General features: G+C 64.4%; 17 protein-coding genes and 3 pseudogenes. 6 read left to right on the forward strand and 14 right to left on the reverse strand.

The window, feature by feature from the left end:
• Window positions 1-346 precede the first annotated feature (346 nt).
• From VML93_RS38795 to VML93_RS36815, 5 genes and pseudogenes are all read right to left on the reverse strand, one after another.
• Window positions 347-526, reverse strand: coding sequence for a hypothetical protein (locus tag VML93_RS38795; protein ID WP_414686543.1), 180 nt, complete (start codon window positions 524-526; stop codon window positions 347-349).
• Window positions 527-541: 15 nt separating this feature from the next.
• Window positions 542-616, reverse strand: a pseudogene (locus VML93_RS38800) (nitroreductase family deazaflavin-dependent oxidoreductase); the annotation flags it as partial.
• Between the two features lie 772 nt (window positions 617-1,388).
• Window positions 1,389-2,138, reverse strand: coding sequence for an ABC transporter permease (locus tag VML93_RS36805; protein WP_325618533.1), 750 nt, complete (start codon window positions 2,136-2,138; stop codon window positions 1,389-1,391).
• Window positions 2,138-2,848 carry a fluoroquinolone transporter permease gene (locus VML93_RS36810; protein WP_325618535.1) on the reverse strand — a complete coding sequence of 237 codons (711 nt, stop codon included), beginning with the start codon at window positions 2,846-2,848 and terminating at the stop codon, window positions 2,138-2,140. The genes VML93_RS36805 and VML93_RS36810 overlap by 1 nt, the downstream gene beginning before the upstream one ends.
• Complete coding sequence (locus tag VML93_RS36815; RefSeq protein ID WP_325618537.1) at window positions 2,845-3,744, reverse strand: ABC transporter ATP-binding protein; 900 nt, start codon at window positions 3,742-3,744, stop codon at window positions 2,845-2,847. Before VML93_RS36815 ends, VML93_RS36810 begins: the two co-directional genes overlap by 4 nt.
• Before the next feature lie 111 nt (window positions 3,745-3,855).
• Here VML93_RS36815 and VML93_RS36820 point away from each other — a divergent pair.
• A pseudogene (locus tag VML93_RS36820) lies at window positions 3,856-4,220 on the forward strand (MarR family transcriptional regulator).
• On the opposite strand, the gene VML93_RS36825 reads toward VML93_RS36820, so the two are convergent.
• The 4 genes from VML93_RS36825 to VML93_RS36840 form a co-directional block, all read right to left on the reverse strand.
• Window positions 4,138-5,553: a cytochrome P450 gene (locus tag VML93_RS36825; protein WP_325618539.1), complete on the reverse strand. Its 1,416-nt coding sequence runs from the start codon at window positions 5,551-5,553 to the stop codon at window positions 4,138-4,140. The pseudogene VML93_RS36820 and the gene VML93_RS36825 overlap by 83 nt on opposite strands.
• The gene (locus VML93_RS36830) at window positions 5,550-6,059 is read right to left on the reverse strand and encodes a nitroreductase family deazaflavin-dependent oxidoreductase (protein WP_325618541.1); all 510 of its coding nucleotides are present in this window, start codon (window positions 6,057-6,059) and stop codon (window positions 5,550-5,552) included. The genes VML93_RS36825 and VML93_RS36830 overlap by 4 nt, the downstream gene beginning before the upstream one ends.
• The gene (locus VML93_RS36835; protein ID WP_325618543.1) at window positions 6,056-7,267 is read right to left on the reverse strand and encodes an FAD-dependent monooxygenase; all 1,212 of its coding nucleotides are present in this window, start codon (window positions 7,265-7,267) and stop codon (window positions 6,056-6,058) included. Before VML93_RS36835 ends, VML93_RS36830 begins: the two co-directional genes overlap by 4 nt.
• A gap of 86 nt (window positions 7,268-7,353) precedes the next feature.
• Window positions 7,354-7,860 (reverse strand): MarR family transcriptional regulator, encoded by a 507-nt coding sequence (locus tag VML93_RS36840; protein WP_325618545.1) that lies wholly within the window; start codon window positions 7,858-7,860, stop codon window positions 7,354-7,356.
• 175 nt (window positions 7,861-8,035) lie between these two features.
• On the opposite strand from VML93_RS36840, the gene VML93_RS36845 reads away from it, so the two are divergent.
• Complete coding sequence (locus tag VML93_RS36845) at window positions 8,036-8,281, forward strand: hypothetical protein (protein ID WP_325618547.1); 246 nt, start codon at window positions 8,036-8,038, stop codon at window positions 8,279-8,281.
• Window positions 8,282-8,474: 193 nt separating this feature from the next.
• Complete coding sequence (locus tag VML93_RS36850) at window positions 8,475-10,217, forward strand: DUF3556 domain-containing protein (protein WP_325618549.1); 1,743 nt, start codon at window positions 8,475-8,477, stop codon at window positions 10,215-10,217.
• Here VML93_RS36850 and VML93_RS36855 read toward each other — a convergent pair.
• Window positions 10,204-10,431 (reverse strand): DUF3618 domain-containing protein, encoded by a 228-nt coding sequence (locus VML93_RS36855; RefSeq protein ID WP_325618550.1) that lies wholly within the window; start codon window positions 10,429-10,431, stop codon window positions 10,204-10,206. The two genes, VML93_RS36850 and VML93_RS36855, sit on opposite strands and share 14 nt — an antisense overlap.
• Before the next feature lie 94 nt (window positions 10,432-10,525).
• Between VML93_RS36855 and bcp the strand changes: the two genes are divergently transcribed.
• Entirely contained in the window at window positions 10,526-11,014 is a 489-nt protein-coding gene (bcp, locus tag VML93_RS36860) for a thioredoxin-dependent thiol peroxidase (RefSeq protein WP_325618552.1), read from the forward strand.
• A gap of 232 nt (window positions 11,015-11,246) precedes the next feature.
• Here the strand turns inward: bcp and VML93_RS36865 are convergent, their stop codons facing one another.
• The 4 genes from VML93_RS36865 to VML93_RS36880 form a co-directional block, all read right to left on the reverse strand.
• Window positions 11,247-13,700, reverse strand: a complete 2,454-nt coding sequence (locus VML93_RS36865; RefSeq protein WP_325618554.1) for a plasma-membrane proton-efflux P-type ATPase — start codon at window positions 13,698-13,700, stop codon at window positions 11,247-11,249.
• 327 nt (window positions 13,701-14,027) lie between these two features.
• Window positions 14,028-14,399 carry an STAS/SEC14 domain-containing protein gene (locus VML93_RS36870; RefSeq protein WP_325618556.1) on the reverse strand — a complete coding sequence of 124 codons (372 nt, stop codon included), beginning with the start codon at window positions 14,397-14,399 and terminating at the stop codon, window positions 14,028-14,030.
• A gap of 101 nt (window positions 14,400-14,500) precedes the next feature.
• Window positions 14,501-15,043, reverse strand: a complete 543-nt coding sequence (locus VML93_RS36875) for a hypothetical protein (protein WP_325618564.1) — start codon at window positions 15,041-15,043, stop codon at window positions 14,501-14,503.
• The gene (locus VML93_RS36880; protein ID WP_325618558.1) at window positions 14,956-15,789 is read right to left on the reverse strand and encodes an APC family permease; all 834 of its coding nucleotides are present in this window, start codon (window positions 15,787-15,789) and stop codon (window positions 14,956-14,958) included. The genes VML93_RS36875 and VML93_RS36880 overlap by 88 nt, the downstream gene beginning before the upstream one ends.
• 238 nt (window positions 15,790-16,027) lie before the next feature.
• Between VML93_RS36880 and VML93_RS36885 the strand changes: the two genes are divergently transcribed.
• Both VML93_RS36885 and VML93_RS36890 read left to right on the forward strand, forming a co-directional pair.
• Window positions 16,028-16,669 (forward strand): DUF3060 domain-containing protein, encoded by a 642-nt coding sequence (locus tag VML93_RS36885; protein WP_325618560.1) that lies wholly within the window; start codon window positions 16,028-16,030, stop codon window positions 16,667-16,669.
• A gap of 94 nt (window positions 16,670-16,763) precedes the next feature.
• Window positions 16,764-16,957: pseudogene (locus tag VML93_RS36890) on the forward strand (nuclear transport factor 2 family protein); the annotation flags it as partial.

Consider the following 16,957-nt stretch of genomic DNA (forward strand, 5'->3'; position numbering starts at 1 on the left):
TGTTATTAGCAACATGATTCATTTGATGCTGCGCGAGCTGGCCGCCGAACACCCGAGCCTCGACGCACCAGGATCACGGACATCCAACAGCCGTATTACTATTCTGCTCAATGGTTTTCGGATACCAGGTAGCGATTGCAGCCGACTCCGGAAGCGCGCGCACCCGCCAATTCACCAGGCCGCCCGGGTGGGAAGTGTAGCTCCTCGCGCGGTGCTGCCCTCACCGCCACTCGGTCAAAGAACGAGCTAGTGCTTCATACCTTTCCCCACACTCATCCCTTCACAGACGACCAACGGGATTGTCCGCTTAGGCTGGGTTCACATTCGGCATCGCAGGAATGTCCGGCTACTCGGGAACGTGGGACGAGGGTATGAATGACAGTTGCCGCCCGACCGCCCGCAAGTCGGCTTCTGAGCCATCGACCGAGAAACCCAGCACCCGAGGCAGCAGAAATTTCGCAGCCATCGGGCGTTTCATCGCATATCCGGCAAAGGTTTCCGCACCTTCGTCCTCGGTGAGCGTCATCGCCCTCACCGGTAAGGTCCTTCTTCCCACCTCGATCGTGACGTCGGGCTTGTGTGCGACGTTTCGATACCATGCGGCGGTCGCCCCCATCCGGACGCGACGACAAAGCTGTCATCGGCAGAATCGTGTTCGACAACTTCAAGGACCGCTTGACGTTCTTTCGCGGACACTCGTCCGATGTGATGAAGGAGCTAGATGCGATTCTCCAACATCCGCTCCCGGCCTGCCCGGTAGCTGTAGATCGGCACTCGGAACAGGATGCGGCTCAATCCGGTCGGCGGTTGTACATGCCTGGTGACCTGCACGATCCCAGCCTTCCTGTGGCTCATCATGGGCGGCGGCGGGTACGGCGGCAATGACCGCCCGCCGGGCAGCCGGGGTGGCCGATCCTAGTCTTCGGCAGACCATAAGCTCTAGTATCAACCCCTACTACAACTATTGCGTAGTGCAATCATGATTGGTTTGCGCAAGCCCGACGCGAAGGGGCGCCGTTCCAGCAGTTTGCCCTTGGTGATGCCGGCACGAAATCTCCGCTGGACAGCCCGAGCAGGCACAGTAGCGGCAATACCGAGGTAACCAACGGCGCGCAGCTCCGCCGCCGCGATCGCCGAACTGAGTACTACGTCGGCATCTCGGCCGGCCGCAGAATCGCCAGCCCCTACTCGCCGCACTAACCACCACCACCTTTTCGGCGGGTGCCAGCGCCAGCGCTCCTTGGTCTCGGTGCACGCGGTTGCCCCCGCCGGTGGGCCACAGCACCTCACTCGACGCCGTGGTGACGGAGTCTTCGGATGCTAATAGCACGACCAAACCTGCCTTGGACCGCGACCAAGCGATTGAATGGATGAAGTGACAGAACCCGTCATGTGTTCTTGGCAAGGAACCGCCGAAAAAGCGGCCACCCGACGACCAGGTTGTAGACCACACCGCCGACAAGGTACGGCCACCAGGTGCCCTGGTCGCTGGCCATCCAGAACGCCTTTGCCGCCCAGTACGGCGGGAGCACTCCGAAGGCGAGGTTCCACGGCGAGTCGATAAACCACGGTAGGCACGGCAGCCCCGCGATGAGCATCCCGAGCACGCGCACCGCCGCCAAACCCTGAATCTTGTTGCTGGCCAACGCCACAATGAGCAACAGCGTCACTACCGCCGACAACCCGGCCAGCAGTCCAATCGGGATCAGCGCCAGGCATACCCCCGGCCGCAGGATCCCGCTGAAAGAAATGGTCGCGACCACATACACCGTCGTCACCACAATGACCGTCGCAGCGCGGTATCCAAAGAACGTCGACAGCCGCACCGGAGTTACCCGCAGTGCGGTCAGCGTGCCGGCGTCGACCTCGTCCAACACCAGGAACGCGGCCAGGCCGCCGGCGATGATGATGCTCGTCAGCAGCAGGAACGCGGTGAGAATCAACGGGTAGTAGGGCACTAGGTCGAACCCGTACCGGTCCGCGAGCATCCGGGTGAACCGCGGCGTCAACAGCGCCACTCCGCTGGTCCAAATCACCGGTGCGACAACGATCATCACCAGTAGCGGATCGCGGTAGGTGCCGCGAAGATCGTTGCGCCCGAGTGCAACTAGCGCCCTGACTCTCGACTTCGCTACCATCACAGGCCTCCCGACCTCGCGACGATGTAGTGGCCGAACATCGTCTTGGCCACCCAGCACAACACCGCCACCCACGCGGCGGGATAGGCCAGCGCATACCCCACCTGCCACGGCGTCAACATCACCTGACCGAATGCCTGCCCAAGCAAGAGCAACGGCCCGTTCGTCGGCACCAGATACAGCAATGGATTCGGCCACACCCCCGAGTAAGACAGCACGGGCAGGTCCATCACCGCCAACGGGATCGTCGCCATCAGGAACCAGTCACTGATTGAGCCGAACGGCAGCGATGTGGCGAACCCGACCAGAAGCATCAGCAGCGTCCCGAGCACCATCCCCAGTACCAACGGCGCCACGCGGTAGCCGAAACCGTGGGCGATCGTGGCCACTACCATTGCCACCGACAGCGAAATCACCACCAACAGAGTCAGTTTCGCCATCAAGTATTCCCAGAACCGCAGCGGGGTTGAGATGACCGCGCCGAGGGTGCGTTCCTGCTTCTCGAAGAACACCGTGCCCGCGACAAAGAAGAACCCGATGATTGCGATGTCGCCCAACAGGATGTAAGGCTCGGCGACCGGGCGCAGGCTGCGCGGCATCGGCAGCAGGACCCCAAGCCAGATCAGTCCGGAGAATGTCGCCGCGTGCAGGAAGCGCTGGCGCACCTGCAACGTCAGCTCCAGCCGCAGCGCACTCGCCAATCGCCTCATGACAGCCGCCGTCCGGTGGTCTCCACGAAGACGTCATCGAGGCTGGCTTCGCGGCTGTGAATGGTTTCGATGTGACGGCTGCGCAGCAGCTCGTGAAACACCGGGTCCTCGTCGAGGCCGTCCATGTCGAACTCGACGGCCTCGAGCCTGCTGTCGTCCCCGCGGAACTCGACACGCACGAGCCGATCGCTGCGGGCCAGCTTCAACTCCGCGGGGCTGTCCAGTGCGACGATGAGGCCGTCGACGACGAACGCCACCCGGTCGCACAGCTCGTCGGCGGTGGCCATGTCGTGGGTGGTCAAGAAAACCGTGCGCCCGCGTGCCTTCAGGTCCAGGATCATGTTCTTTACCTTGCGCGCGTTCACCGGGTCCAGCCCCGACGTGGGCTCGTCAAGGAACAGCAACTCCGGGTCGTTGATGAGGGCCCGAGCGAAAGTCAGCCGCATCTGCATTCCCTTGGAGTACTTGCCAACTCGCGTGCAGGCGTCGTCGGCCAGGCCGACCGCGTCCAGCAGTGTCATCGGGTTCAGCGTCGCGCGGTCGTACAGCGACGCGAAAAACCGCAGGTTCTCGATGCCGGTGAGCTTCTGATAGTGGTTGGGCAGCTCGAACGAGACCCCGATGTGCTGGTAGTAGTCGGATCCCCAGGCAAGCGGGTCCTTGCCCCACACCGCGGCCTCGCCCCCGTGGCCGCGCAGCAGGCCGATGAGGATCTTCTGGGTGGTGGACTTGCCCGCCCCGCTGGGACCCAGGAATCCGAAGATCTCGCCGGGGCCGACGGTGAAGTCCATACCCCGCACCGCCGGCCGAGATGCCTTGGGGTAGCTGAAGGTGAGGCCGCGAACGCGGATCACGTCGATTGGCCCATTCGTTGCCGTCCGCACAAGGGATTCCATGGGCCGCTCGGCCCCCTTCCGGGTCGAGCGCGGAGGGACGGCCGTCACCGCGCAAGGTCGGATACCACCTGCCGACCAGACTTCCCGGCGCGCCGAGCACCAATATACTGAATTTTCAGAAATTATCGGCATGACCGAGGACCAACTACGGCAGCGAAGCGGCTCGCCCTCGTCCTCCCGAACCACTTGCTGCAACGCACGACCGCGCGTGTCATTGCCGCGCTGTTGTTCGCCGAGCGGCCCACGATCACCACGGGTGAGCTTGGTGACCGGCTGCGCGACAACGCCTGGGGGTTCTCTACACCAACAGGAACGACGTGATCGCAGCGATGCAGAAGGGCGCCGACGCCGGCATTGCGGCTACAAATCCGAAAAGCCAAGCACGGCAACGGCTCACGCAGATGCGTGACTTCTACGACTTTCTACTCGCCGAGCTCCCTGCACTGCTGGACCGATGGCACCGCCGGCAGGGATGACCCGCCGCAGACATGACGATCGCACCCGGATGCGTGCGCCGCGGTGCGGCACGAGCGTGACGTGCTTCAGCTTCTGCCGTTCATCGGCAGCCGTGGTTGTGCTCAACTCGACCCGCAGCAGCACCTCACGCAGCACGACGCGCATCTCGACCATCGCGAAAGCCGCACCCAGGCAGCGGCGGTTGCCGCCGCCAAACGGCAACCACGTCGTCGGATTCAGCGCAGCGCCCAGCATCCGGTCCGGGTCGAACCGGTCCGGGTCCGGGTATTGCTTAGCGCTCGCGTGCACCAGCCCAATCCCCGGGACGACCATCAACCCGGCGGGTAGCCGGCAGCCGGCCAACTCGACCGGCTCGGTCAGAACCCGACCAACGTCGAACACCACCGGACGAATCCGCAACGTCTCCTTAGCCACCGCGTCGAGATATTCGTCGCCGGCCGCGTCACCCGCGGCGCTCGCCTCGGCCGCCCGCACCGCCTTCGCCAGTACGGCCGGGTGGCGGGTCAGCCGCTCCAACGCCCACGACAGGCCGGTCGCGGTCGTGTCGTGCCCTGCGACGAGCAACGTCATGAGCTGGTCGCGCAGTTCATCGTCCGTCATTTTGCGTCCGCCGACGTCGCCAGCCCGAATCAGCATGGCGAGCACGTCGCTGCGCTCGGCCAGGTCGGGATCGGCGCGACGCTCGGCAATCTCGGTATACAGCAGCCGGTTTGTCATTTCGAGGCGGCGACCCAGTGCGTGCCACGGACGGCGGCGCTTCAGTTTCGGGTTGACGACGGCAAGCGATGCCCACGGGCCGAGGTTGAGCAGCCGCGGCAGGATCTCTCGCAGCGCAGCGAGCCGCGCCAGATCGGTAGCCCCAACGACCGTCCGCAGGATCACGTCAAGCGTGATTTGCGACATCTTGGGTGCCACCGCGAACTCTGTATCGACCGGCCAGTCGGCGATGTTCGCCGCCGCAATCTCGGCCATCACCGCGGCTCGGCGCGACACGGCGTCACGATGAAACGGCGCCAGCATTAGACGGCGCCGATCCCGGTGCACGTCTTCATCGATCACCAACACGGAGCTCTCGCCAACGAGCCCGCTCAACATCGAGTTCGCCTCGCCGGCATGGAAAACCTTTGGGTCCCCTGCAAACACCGTCTTGATGTCGGCGGGATCGGCCAGATACACCAGCGTTCCCATGACCGGGATCCGCAGCGTGAACACGCTGCCGTAGCGGCGCGCACACGCACCCACGAAGCGCGGCCAAAACATGAGCAGCAGCGCGGCCTGGACCCACCCGGGCAAGTGAGGACCAGTCGGCAAACTCGATGCGGTTTTCCTCATTGGTCCACTCCGCCTGGCTCGGTTCGTGGGCGGAATGCGACCACCGGAAGCTGACACACCAAGCGTTCTCGCGCCTCCTGGCTGCCGTCGTAGCGCCACCCGACCAGCTCGCTCAGTAGGAAACGCACCAGCGGCAGGATCCAACGATTTCTTCGTTCGTAGTCCGCGATTACCTCAACGGCCTCGGCCTCGTCAAGCACGCGGTGCCGGGGCACAAAGCGGTGACGGCCTACGACGACCTCGCAGGCTGGGTTGGCCGCGATGTTGCGGTACCAGTCCGACGACGGACCGAAGCCGGCGATCACCATGAACTCACCCGCGGTCGGATTGGTCCCGACGACCTCGAGCACGGTGCGATATTGGCGCCCGGATTTGCGGCCGACGTGCGTCAAGCACAGGAACCGTTCACGCAAAAGCCGGCCGAGGCCCGCTTCGTACAGCCTTATCGGCGCCCGGAACACCGCCCGCATCACCGCGCCCGGTTGACGCACACTTAGCGAGCTCATCGAATTCCCTCCCGTTGAGTCTCGGGAAGCCGACGTGTGCCCGCCCTGTGCAAGTCGACAATCAACGCGCTGGATTTACCGACCAGCGTCGCCGGAATCACACGGTCGAAGAAGGGCAGTCGCGCCGCACGCAACATCACGTGCCGCATCAGTAGCTGCCAGGTCGAGGCCGGCAGGAACCAATGCGCCGCTGAACGGCCAACCTCCTGCTTTTCTTCGGCCACCGGGCGCCACAGCCGCTCGTAACCGGCGAGCGCCTCGTCGACCGTTGGCGCGGAGGCCAGTTGGTCAGCCAGCACGTAAGCGCCAGCCATGCCCAGCGACGCGCCCTGACCCGCAATCAACGACACCGCGTAACACGCATCGCCGAGCAGCGTGACCCTGCCTCTGCTCCAGTTTGGCATCACCGTCTGAGCGACCTGGTCGTAATACATCTCGTCGGCTGACGGGCAGGCTCGAAGCACCTGGGGCACAACCCATTTAAGGCCGTTATACACTTCCCGCACGGCTGCCCGGGCATCGTCAGGCGGGGCGGGATCCGGGGCGCGGTGCACCGCGAAGACGGCGACGCGACCATCCCTCAGCGCGTACAGTCCCATCTGCCGATCGACGGTGTCAGTCAGACAGAACCGGCCCTGCAGCGCAGCGTGGAGTTCGGGATCGACAAACGAAAATGCGGCGGTGTGAAAGCCTAAGTAGCGTAGGAAGTTTGACTCCTCGCCAAAAGTCATTCGCCGCACAGCCGAGTGCAGCCCGTCAGCGCCCACGACGAGGTCGGCCTCGAGTTGCGTCCCGTCATCGACGGTGACGCGCACTGCCTCACGATGGTCGGAGATCGCGACTGGGCTGACGCCAAATCGCAGGTCGACCGCCGGCGGCAGGTTCTCGCGCAGCACCTGCTCGAGGTCGGGCCGCATGACGTCGAGCAGCGGTCCGTCGGTGAACTGGGACGGTCGCGCAGTCGCGCGTCGGCGGCCCCGGTCGTCGACGAGGTTCGCTTCCTCGATGCGATACGCCACGTCCTTGATGGCTGGCAGCAGACCCATAGCGTCGGCCGTGTCGTGGCCGGGCCCGAAGAAGTCGATCATGTAGCCCTGGGGACGCGGACCCCGCGATCGCTCCAGCATCACCACCTCGGCACCGAGCACCGAGCACCGGTTAGCCAGTGTCAGCCCCGCGATGCCAGCCCCACAAATCACAACCCTCATTTGGCGTCTTCCCTTATGCAACAAACAACTACACGCTCAGCGGAAACTACTCTACTCGCAATCGTTGCGTTAGCGCAATTAAATGTTTAGCTCGTCAGATGCCAACCGAGCGCGAGCACGTTGTCGCCGGAAGGCTCTCCCGCGGCCGTCGCGAAGGCACTCAGGGCCTTGGCTAGCCGGTCGCGCTCAGGCGCAGACATCTTGCGCAGCACCCGCTCGATGGCGACACGCCGATGCCTGGTCACGCTGTCGACCAGTCGACGACCGGCCTCCGTCAGCGTCAGAGTCACGTTCCGGCGATCTTGTGGCAACTCCCGACGGTCGAGGAGCCCCGCTTTCGACAGCCGGTCACATGTGCGGCTCGCGTTCGACGGATTGACTTCCAAGCCCGCGGCCACAGCGGCGAGGTTCAGCGGTCCACGGGTGTGGAGCATGACCAAGACGCGAAATTGCGGCAGAGTAACCACGTCGTCGGCGTCCGCGATGGACGCCGCCGCGACGCCCACCAGTGCGCGAGACGCGCGAAGTACGGCATCGATCTGGTCAGCCGACGGTCGATCGGAGGACGGCCGACTACTTCGCACCGAGGTCATGCCCCTGCATCCTGCCTATGACAGTTGGTTAACGACAACCATTATCGCATCCGAGAAGGGGTGGGTTCGGCCAATCATTGCGCTGACATAATCATTGCGTTATGTACATTTCTACAAGAGCCTGGTCACCCGTAACAGCGCGGTGGGCCGCCTCTGCCAGGCCATCAGCACGAGAATGACCGGCAACGCCGACATGGCGATGCCGTTGATGCGTGGCATCGGGCCCACTCTGCACTTCGGTGAACCGATCGATACCGCCAAGCCGAAAGCAGTAGCCGCAGACGAGTGGGTGGCGTCAGTCAAGAAGCGTGCGCAGCAATCTCTTGAGACGATATTGACCGACCTGCTGGCCATCCCTGCGAAGGACCCGTTCCGCGAACTCAATCCGCTGGCCTGGTCGAGCGCCGCCGACGTCGCCTGAAACCCGGACTTCCTTTTTGAACCGCAGTGCCGCAACGCGTTTCGTAGCGGCCGGCTAGCAAGGGTCCACGGGGACGCCGACATTGTGTCCCACTGAGCCGACATGGACCTGTTGCGGCGACGTCGGGGCAGGTAGTTTTCTCACCAGCAACTGCCAAGATCGTCGATTGGCGCACCTCGTCGAAGGAGCTGCGATGGGTTTCATCCAGCCCAACCTGCCCGTCGTCGACGCCGAGTGGGGCAAGGGCACGCGCGCCGAGCGGGTGGTTCCGATGATGCGCCACATCGCCGAGAACGGGTTCGGCACGCCGCTGATCATGCCGGTGATGTACGGCGTGAAGATCGTGCTCTACATCCTGGGCGCCTGGCTGTTCGCCTGGTCCACCAAGGGTATCGGCGGCTTCACCGACGTCGCGGCGTGGTGGACGGAACCGATCGTGTTCCAGAAGGCCGTGCTCTACACGATGCTGTTCGAGGTCGTCGGTCTCGGTTGCTGCTTCGGTCCGCTGGCCGGGCGCTACTTCCCGCCGATCGGCTCGCCCCTGTACTGGCTGCGGCCCGGCACCATCCGGTTGCCTCCCTGGCCCGGTCGACTGCCGCTGACCAAGGGCACCAACCGAACTCCGTTCGAGGTCCTGCTGTACGCGGCCCTGCTGGTGTTGCTCGTCATTGCTTTGGTGTCCGACGGCAGCGGGCCAATTCCCGCTCTGGGCACGGCGATTGGCGTTCTACCCCGGTGGCAGCCCGTCGCGATCCTCTCGGTCCTGGCCGTACTCGGCCTGCGCGACAAGATCATCTTCCTGGCCGCCCGCGGCGAGGTCTACGCTCCGCTGACGCTGGTGTTCCTGTTCTCCGGTGTCGACATCGTCGTCGGCGCAAAGGTGGTCTTCATGGTCATCTGGCTGGGCGCGGCGACGTCAAAGCTCAACAGGCACTTCCCGTTTGTGATTTCGACGATGCTGGCGAACAATCCCTTCATCCCGTCGGGGATTCTCAAGCGGTCGTTGTTCAGGCACTATCCGGATGACCTGCGGCCCAGTGCTTTATCGGGCTTCATCGCGCACTTCTCGACCGCGGTCGAAGGGCTGGTGCCGCTGGCGCTGTTGTTCTCACACGGCGGCTGGCCGACCGCCATCGCTGCGTTCGTGATGGTCGTGTTCCACCTGAACATCCTGCTGGCCTTCCCGATGGGAGTGCCGTTGGAGTGGAACGTCTTCATGATCTTCGGGGTGCTGTGGTTGTTCGTCGCGCACGCGCCGGTGGGGCTGTCCAGTGCCACCCACCCGCTGCCGATCGCGGTGCTGTTCGCCGTCGTCGCCGGCACCGTCGTCATCGGAAACCTGTTCCCGCGCAAGGTTTCCTTCCTGCCCGGCATGCGATACTACGCCGGCAACTGGGACACCACGGTGTGGTGCGTCAAGCCGTCGGCCGACGAGAAGATCCGCGTCGGCTCGCGCGCTCTCGGCCCGATGTACCACCTGCAGCTCGAGCGGTTGTACAAGAGCAAAGAAGAAACCCTGGTGCCGATTCACCTCGCCTTTGCGTTCCGCGGGATGAACACCCACGGCCGCGCGCTCTATACCCTGGTGCACCGCGCTCTGGCCGGGTACGACGAGGACGACTACAACCTGTGCGAGGGCGAAAACCTCTGCGCGATGGTTCTCGGCTGGAACTTCGGCGACGGGCACATGCACAACGAGTGCCTCATCGAGGCGCTACAGGAGCGGTGCGACTTCGAGCCGGGCGAGGTACGGGTGGTGATTCTCGACTCGCAGCCCATCCATCTCCAGCGACAGGAGTACCAGCTCGTCGACGCGGCGACGGGCGAGTTCGAGCGAGGCTACGTCAACGTCGCCGACATGGCCAACGCCCAGCCCTGGGCCGATGACATTCCGGTGCACGTCCAGAGCAGTGCCAGTGCCGTCAGCGATTCCTGATCCGGTGCACCACCACCACGACGACGACGGCCCCGGCCCCGGCCAGTGAGATCGTCACCGCGGGTTTTTTGACGAACTCGAGCACCCGGGCCTTCACATCGTCGGCCAGACGGCGGGGATTAGCACGCTCAGCCAGCGAGTCGACGGTGGCCGCCAGCTGGTTGCGGGCGACGTCGATCTCCTGCTTGATGGCATCGGGGTCCCGGTCCGCCACGTTTCTGTCCTCCAAGTCGGCTGGTGCACCTGACGAACTACCCTAGATCAGCTGGCATTGACCCCGGCGCTCCGGTGAACAGAAAGGGAACGAGTTGAGCGAGACCACGCGGCTGGCCCCCGGCGACAAGGCACCTGCATTCAACCTGCCCGACGCGGACGGCAAAAAGGTGTCGCTGGCCGACTACAAGCGACGCCGCGTCGTCGTCTACTTCTACCCGGCGGCCTCCACCCCGGGTTGCACCAAACAAGCCTGCGACTTTCGCGACAATCTTCACGACCTCAACGACGCCGGCCTCGACGTCGTCGGCATCTCCCCCGACAAGCCGGAGAAGCTGGCAAAGTTCCGTGACGCCGAAGGGCTGACGTTCCCGCTACTGTCCGATCCGGACCGCAAGGTGCTGTCGGCGTACGGCGCCTACGGGGAGAAGCAGATGTACGGCAAGACCGTCACGGGAGTCATCCGGTCCACGTTCGTCGTTGACGAAAATGGCAAGATCGCCGTCGCGCAGTACAACGTCAAGGCTGCACATACGACAACATTCATTCAGAAGATCATTAAGCAGGTGACGGCTTCCGACTAGTCGCCCCCACGGTTCCGCTCCTTTAGAGCGGCCTTTGCAAGCACCGCCGGTATCCCCGGCCATGCCGGTGGTGTCGTGAGCATGTGTCGAACCAATCAGCAGCGGGTAGCTTCGCTGCATTCATCACCGACGTAAGTGGTTGCCGGTCGAGAAGATAGCTACTCAGAGGGCCACATAGCGGTCGAGGCTGGTATTGCCGTTGTGCCAGAAGTACCGCGAGATGTCCTTGTCGTCATTGCGGGGTAGCCGGGGCGGCTTCGGTTGTTGCTTGGTGGTGTGAGTGGCCTGGGTGTCGATCCAGCCATCGGTTGATGGCGAGTTTGACGCGGTCTTCGATCAGGAACCAGAACAGCGCGTAGACCCATACCACGCAGGCCCAGCCCCAGCCCAGTGGCGTCATCAATGCACCGTAGACGGCGATCAGGGTCGCGATGGTTTGGGTTCCGATGACCGCGGCGAGCAGTATCCGTGCGGGTGCGGGACGGGACCAGAACGGGCCGCGGGTGCGGGTGACGAAGATGGTCAGGTGCCCGGAGACCGACAGTTTGAGGTAGATCAGGGTACGGATCAGGTCGTGGTCCAGACCGAAGACCTTGTCGGCGAGGGCGAACAGCAGAAAGGTTTCGGCCACCCCCATCAGACCCAGGGCGCTGGCCAGGGTGAGGACGCCGCGCATGTCCCAGGCGGCGGGTTTTGTGGCGCCGCGCACGTTGTCGTAGGCGATTGCCAGGATGGCACCGTCGTTAAGTAGCGCGAGGAACACGATCATGATCGCGGTGACCGGGAAGAAGTTCATGATCACGATTGCCAGGGTGATCAGCAGCAGCACGCGGATGGTTTCGGCGATGCGGTAGGTGGCGTAACTGGTCATCCGGGCGAAGATTTCGCGGGCCTGGTGGATCGCGGCCACGATGACCGACAATCCGGCGGCCAGCAGAACCACGTCGGCGGCGGCGCGGGCGGCGTCGGTAGCTCCGGCCACGGCGATTCCGGCGTCGGCCTGTTTGAGTGCGGGGGCATCGTTGACCCCGTCGCCGGTCATTCCGACGATGTGTCCGCGGGCTTGCAGCAGACGCACGATGCGGTACTTGTGTTCGGGGAACACTTGGGCGAACCCGTCAACGGCCTCGACCCGAGCGCCCAGGTCACCGTCCCCTTGGTGGGTGTCGAGTGCGGCTGCGTCGAGGATGTGATCACCCAGTCCGACCTGACGGGCGATTTCCTTGCCGATCGCGACCTGATCGCCGGTGACCATCTTGACGTCGATGCCCTGATCGCGTGCGGCCGTGATGGTTGCCGCCGAGTCGTCGCGGGGCGGGTCGGCCAACGCCAGCACCCCCAAGAGCCGCCACGGGCCGTCGGCGTCGGCGCGGGCAACCCCCAGCGACCGGTGGCCATGGGTGGCAAAGCGTTGCACGACCGCGTCGACTTCGGTTGCGGCTCCGTCCTGGTCGCACAGCGCGGCGATCACCTGCGGGGCGCCCTTGCTGACCCTGAACCGCTGCCCGTCGGAGGGGAGCAGGGTCGCTTCGGTGCGTTTGACGACCGGATCAAACGGAGCGAACTCCTGGACCTGGACCGCGGGAAGCCGCTCGACGAGGTCCAGGATGGCGACGTCGATCGGGTCATGGTCCTCGGCGCGTGAGGCCAGCGCCGCCGCCATAAGCAGTTGGTCGTCGGCAACACCAGGTGCAGCCCAGCGGGCAGCCACTGCGAGCCGGTTCTGGGTGAGGGTTCCGGTCTTGTCCGAACACAACACGTCGATGCCGCCCAGTTCCTCGACGGCGGGCAGATGGCTGACCACCGCCTGCTGATGCGCCAGCTTGCGCGCCCCGACCGCCATCGTCACAGACAACACCGCCGGCAACGCCACCGGAACCGAGGCGATGGTGACCACCAGCGCGAACTCCAGAGTCTGCAGCACTGGATTACCCCGGACCAGCGAGACCACCACGGTCAACGTCACCAACACCGCCGCGATCACGATGAGGTAGTTGCCGATCCGCAGCACCGCGCGCTGGAAATGGCTGACCGTGCCCGCACTCTCGACCAAGGCGGTGGTGCGCCCCATATACGACGACGCCCCGGTCGCATACACGACCGCGTCGCCCTCACCGCGCACCAGCACCGAACCTGAATACAGCGCGTCCCCGACACCGCGGGTCACCGCTAACGATTCCCCGGTCAGTGCCGACTGGTCGACCTCCAGCGACACGTCGTCGAGCACCCGCAAATCGGCGGGCACCATATCACCCAACCGGACCCGCACAACGTCCCCCGGGACCAACTCGCGCACCGCCACGCCAACCCAGCTCCCGTCGCGCAGCACTCGCGCCGTCGTCGCCAGCCGCTGCTTCAGCGCGGCGATTGCGCCCGCCGCCTGATGCTCCTCGGCGAAGGCCACCACCCCGTTCATCACCAACAACACCGCGATGATGACCGCGTCGGTCCAGTGGCCCACGAGCAGCGACAGCACCAGCGCAGCCTCGATCATCCACGGGATCGGCGACCAAAAATACCCCAAGAAGACCAGCACCGGGTTGCGGTGCTTCTCGGGGATCTCGTTGGGTCCGTACCGCGCCAACCGCGATTGCGCCTGCGCCGTTGTCAACCCCTGTGGTGAACTGTCCAGCTCTGTCAACGCGCGAGGCAGCGGCACCGCCGCCAAATCGACCGCATCACCCACCGAGCATTTCTCCTCCCTGTACCGTCCACGCCTCGACGGTCCGGAGCCCGGGTGGTGAGCACCGGCGCAGGCGGTCTTCCGAATCCTGTCTCCACGGTCGCACCAGAACCAGCTGCGGTAAAGCAGGTGCCGGTGCCAAAAGCTCGCCGTCGCGGGGGTTTACGGCCCCGTCCGGTCGGCCGTCGCGGCTCGGCTCAACCGGGTCCTCCGGCCTCGCCCTAGTGTTCAGATACCGTCCACACGGCCTTGCCGCGCAGCCCCTGGTGTCGACGAGGTCGCCGTCAACTTGACCCGGTGCAGGCACCTCAGGATCTTCGCGCCGTGGTCTCAGTGCTGGGTTTGGGCAATCCACTCGCGCGCCTGAGTGGCCTGCGCGGTCGGAAACGCGCGAAACTCCCCGGGCATCAGAAATCCGAATAGCTTGACTGCGTGTGTGATCCACTCGACATCGGTGACGACCGCGAAACGTTCCCAGCGCAGGAAGTGGCTGAAGCCCACCTTGGTGTCCTCCCACACAGCTCCCGGATCGATGCCGGCGAAATCCGGCGCGATCTCGTAGTAGATCCGCACCTTGTCGTGCCGGCTCAGCCTTTCCTCGATAGCCGGGATCAACACCGTTTCGTAATCGGCCTTCGTGACATGCCCATGGCATGCGAACGCCCCGATGTTGTCACCGAATCCTTCTAACGCGTCGATCATGGAATCCTCCCGAAATGACGTCGACTTTCAGGTGTTTCAACTTGTCCATGGTCTCCCGCCAGGCAAGTGACGTCACGGCCGGATACGCGTCGACAAGTCGCCTATGCATGAATGTTTCTTCCGCTGACTTTTCGGAAGGTCGCCTCGATGCCGAAAGACAATGCGACCATCGCGGCAAAGACGCTGACCGATCCGAGGCTGCTCTCGGCGACCAGCGCAGCCAACGCCGCGACGCACGCGGCGGCGGCCGCCGCCGAGATCCACGGGGCCGATCCCCGCCGTCGAGCCGTCTGGGCCTCGGCGAGGTTGACTGCGGCGAAGATGATGAGAAACCCGGCGCTGCCCATGGTGGAGATGCTGGCTAGGTCGAGCGCGTTGGCGAGGATGGCGGTGGCTGCCGCGGTGATCAGCAGCCCTTCTAGGGGCTGGTGCCAAATCGGTCGGTCGAGTTGCGCGGGCAGCTCGCGGGATTTTGCGATGGTGTAGGTCATCCGGGCCGAGCCGTAGACGGTGGCGTTTATCGCCGAAGCGGTCGACAGCATTGCCGCGACACCGATCATCGCGAACCCGGCAGCGCCCAGGGCGGGTCGAGCGGCTTCGGCCAGCGCATAGTCACGCGCGTTAACCAGCGTCGACAGCGGCATGACCCGACCGAGACTACGGCCACGGCGACATACAGCGCGATCACGAACAGCACCGAAATGTAGTAGGCCCGCGTGAGCACGCGGGCAGGGTCGGCGGTGTCCTCGGCAGCATTGGCGATCAATTCAAAGCCTTCATAGGCCAGGAAGATGATCATCCCGCCCGCGATCAGCGACACCGGAGCACTCCAGTGCGCGGGCGCGAGCCGGTCGCCGGATACTCCGGCCAACCCGACGGTCACGAACAGCACCAGGATCGCGATCTTGATTGCGACGATCACCCGTTCGGCGCGGGCGACGGTGGACGCGCCCGTGATGTTGACCACGGTGATCACCGCGATCGCTGCGGTAAGGAATACGTGCTTGTCCAAGGTGTGGGTGGACGCAGGCAGAAAACTCGCCGCGTAGCTGCCGAACGCCTGGGAATATAGAGCCAGCATCACGATGTAGCTCAGCCACAGCAGCACGTTAATCCCGCCGGAGAACAGGCCGGCGCCAAAAGTGCGGTTGAGGAAGGTCACCGTACCGCCGCGACTGGGGTAGGCCTTCGACAGACGCGCATATGAGCGCGCGGTCAGCAATGCCACCAGCCCGGCTAGCAGAAACGCCAACGGCGCACCACCCTTGGTGATCTGCACCGACAGACCGAGAACGGCGAAGATGCCGCCGCCGACCATGCCGCCGACGCCGATCGCGACGGCACCCCACAGCCCGACCGGACGCACCACCGCTGGCTTGGGTGCAGCCATGAGTGGCAGCCTAGTGTCGCCGGCCGGCGACCTAAAACCCGTACAAAATGACCAGTACAACGTCAAGGCCACCGGCCACGTCGCCAAGCTGCGCCGTGACTTGGACGTGTAACGCTCCCGCGACCGCAAGAATCTCGCAAGCAGTCTGAGGGAAACTGGCCCCGCGCGCTCCTGAATGGGAGACGCGAAAGGAACCTGCCATGAACATGCTGCACAGCGTGAAACGGGTCATTCAGCGATGAACGCGATGGACCCCGAGCAGTACATCCGCGACCTGGAGCGGCGGATCAGCCAGTCAAAGGGGGCCGTGCCCGGGCCGTCCGACGCGGAGTCTGACCCAGCGGTCGGCCCGCCGCCTGCTCCGCCGCCAACCCCGCCGCCTTCTCCGCCACCATCCCCGCCGACTTCCACGCCGCCATCCCCGCCTTCCGGCGCACCGTTGGGCACGCCATTCGGTGGACAATTCATTGGCCCGCAGACCGTACCGCGGGGTTTTCGAGGTCTCGCCAAGCTTGCGATCACGTCGCCAAGGCGGTTGGCGCTGATATGTGCGGTCCCGTTCGTGATCGCGATCGGGTTGTTCGTGGCTCATGACTCGGGCAACACCGTGCACGGAGACCTCATAGCGATGAACAGCGGCGCTAAGGAGACGATCGACTGCAACAACGGACACCTGAAGCTGGACGGCGACAACAACACCTACACCATCACCGGCCACTGTCAAAGGCTTGAGGTCTTCGGCGGCGCGAATCATGTCACTGTCGACAGCGCCGACATCATCAGCGTTTTGGGCGACGACAACACCGTGATCTACCACTCTGGCTCATCGACGATCAACAAGACTGGAAACAACAACGTCGTCACTCAGCGCAGCCGTTAAAGACGCGGCGGGTCTTCTAGCCGGAGCGGCATAAAATCGGACCGCGCGGTCCGTTTAGCGTGATATGACTGCGCCTGAGCGAATTACCGAACTAATGCATCGCAACCTTCAGCAGGTGTTCGGCCAGGGTGATCCGGTCCGCCGGCGCGCCGCGATCGAACAGCTCTACACCGACGACTGCGTGCTCTACGTTCCGGACGCCGTCCTGATCGGACGCGAGGCAGTGGACAAATTCGCCGGAGAACTACGGGCGACGCACCCGCGATTCGTGTACACGCCCCATGGCGA

This window comes from Mycobacterium sp. (assembly GCF_035499775.1).
Taxonomy (GTDB): Bacteria; Actinomycetota; Actinomycetes; order Mycobacteriales; family Mycobacteriaceae; genus Mycobacterium.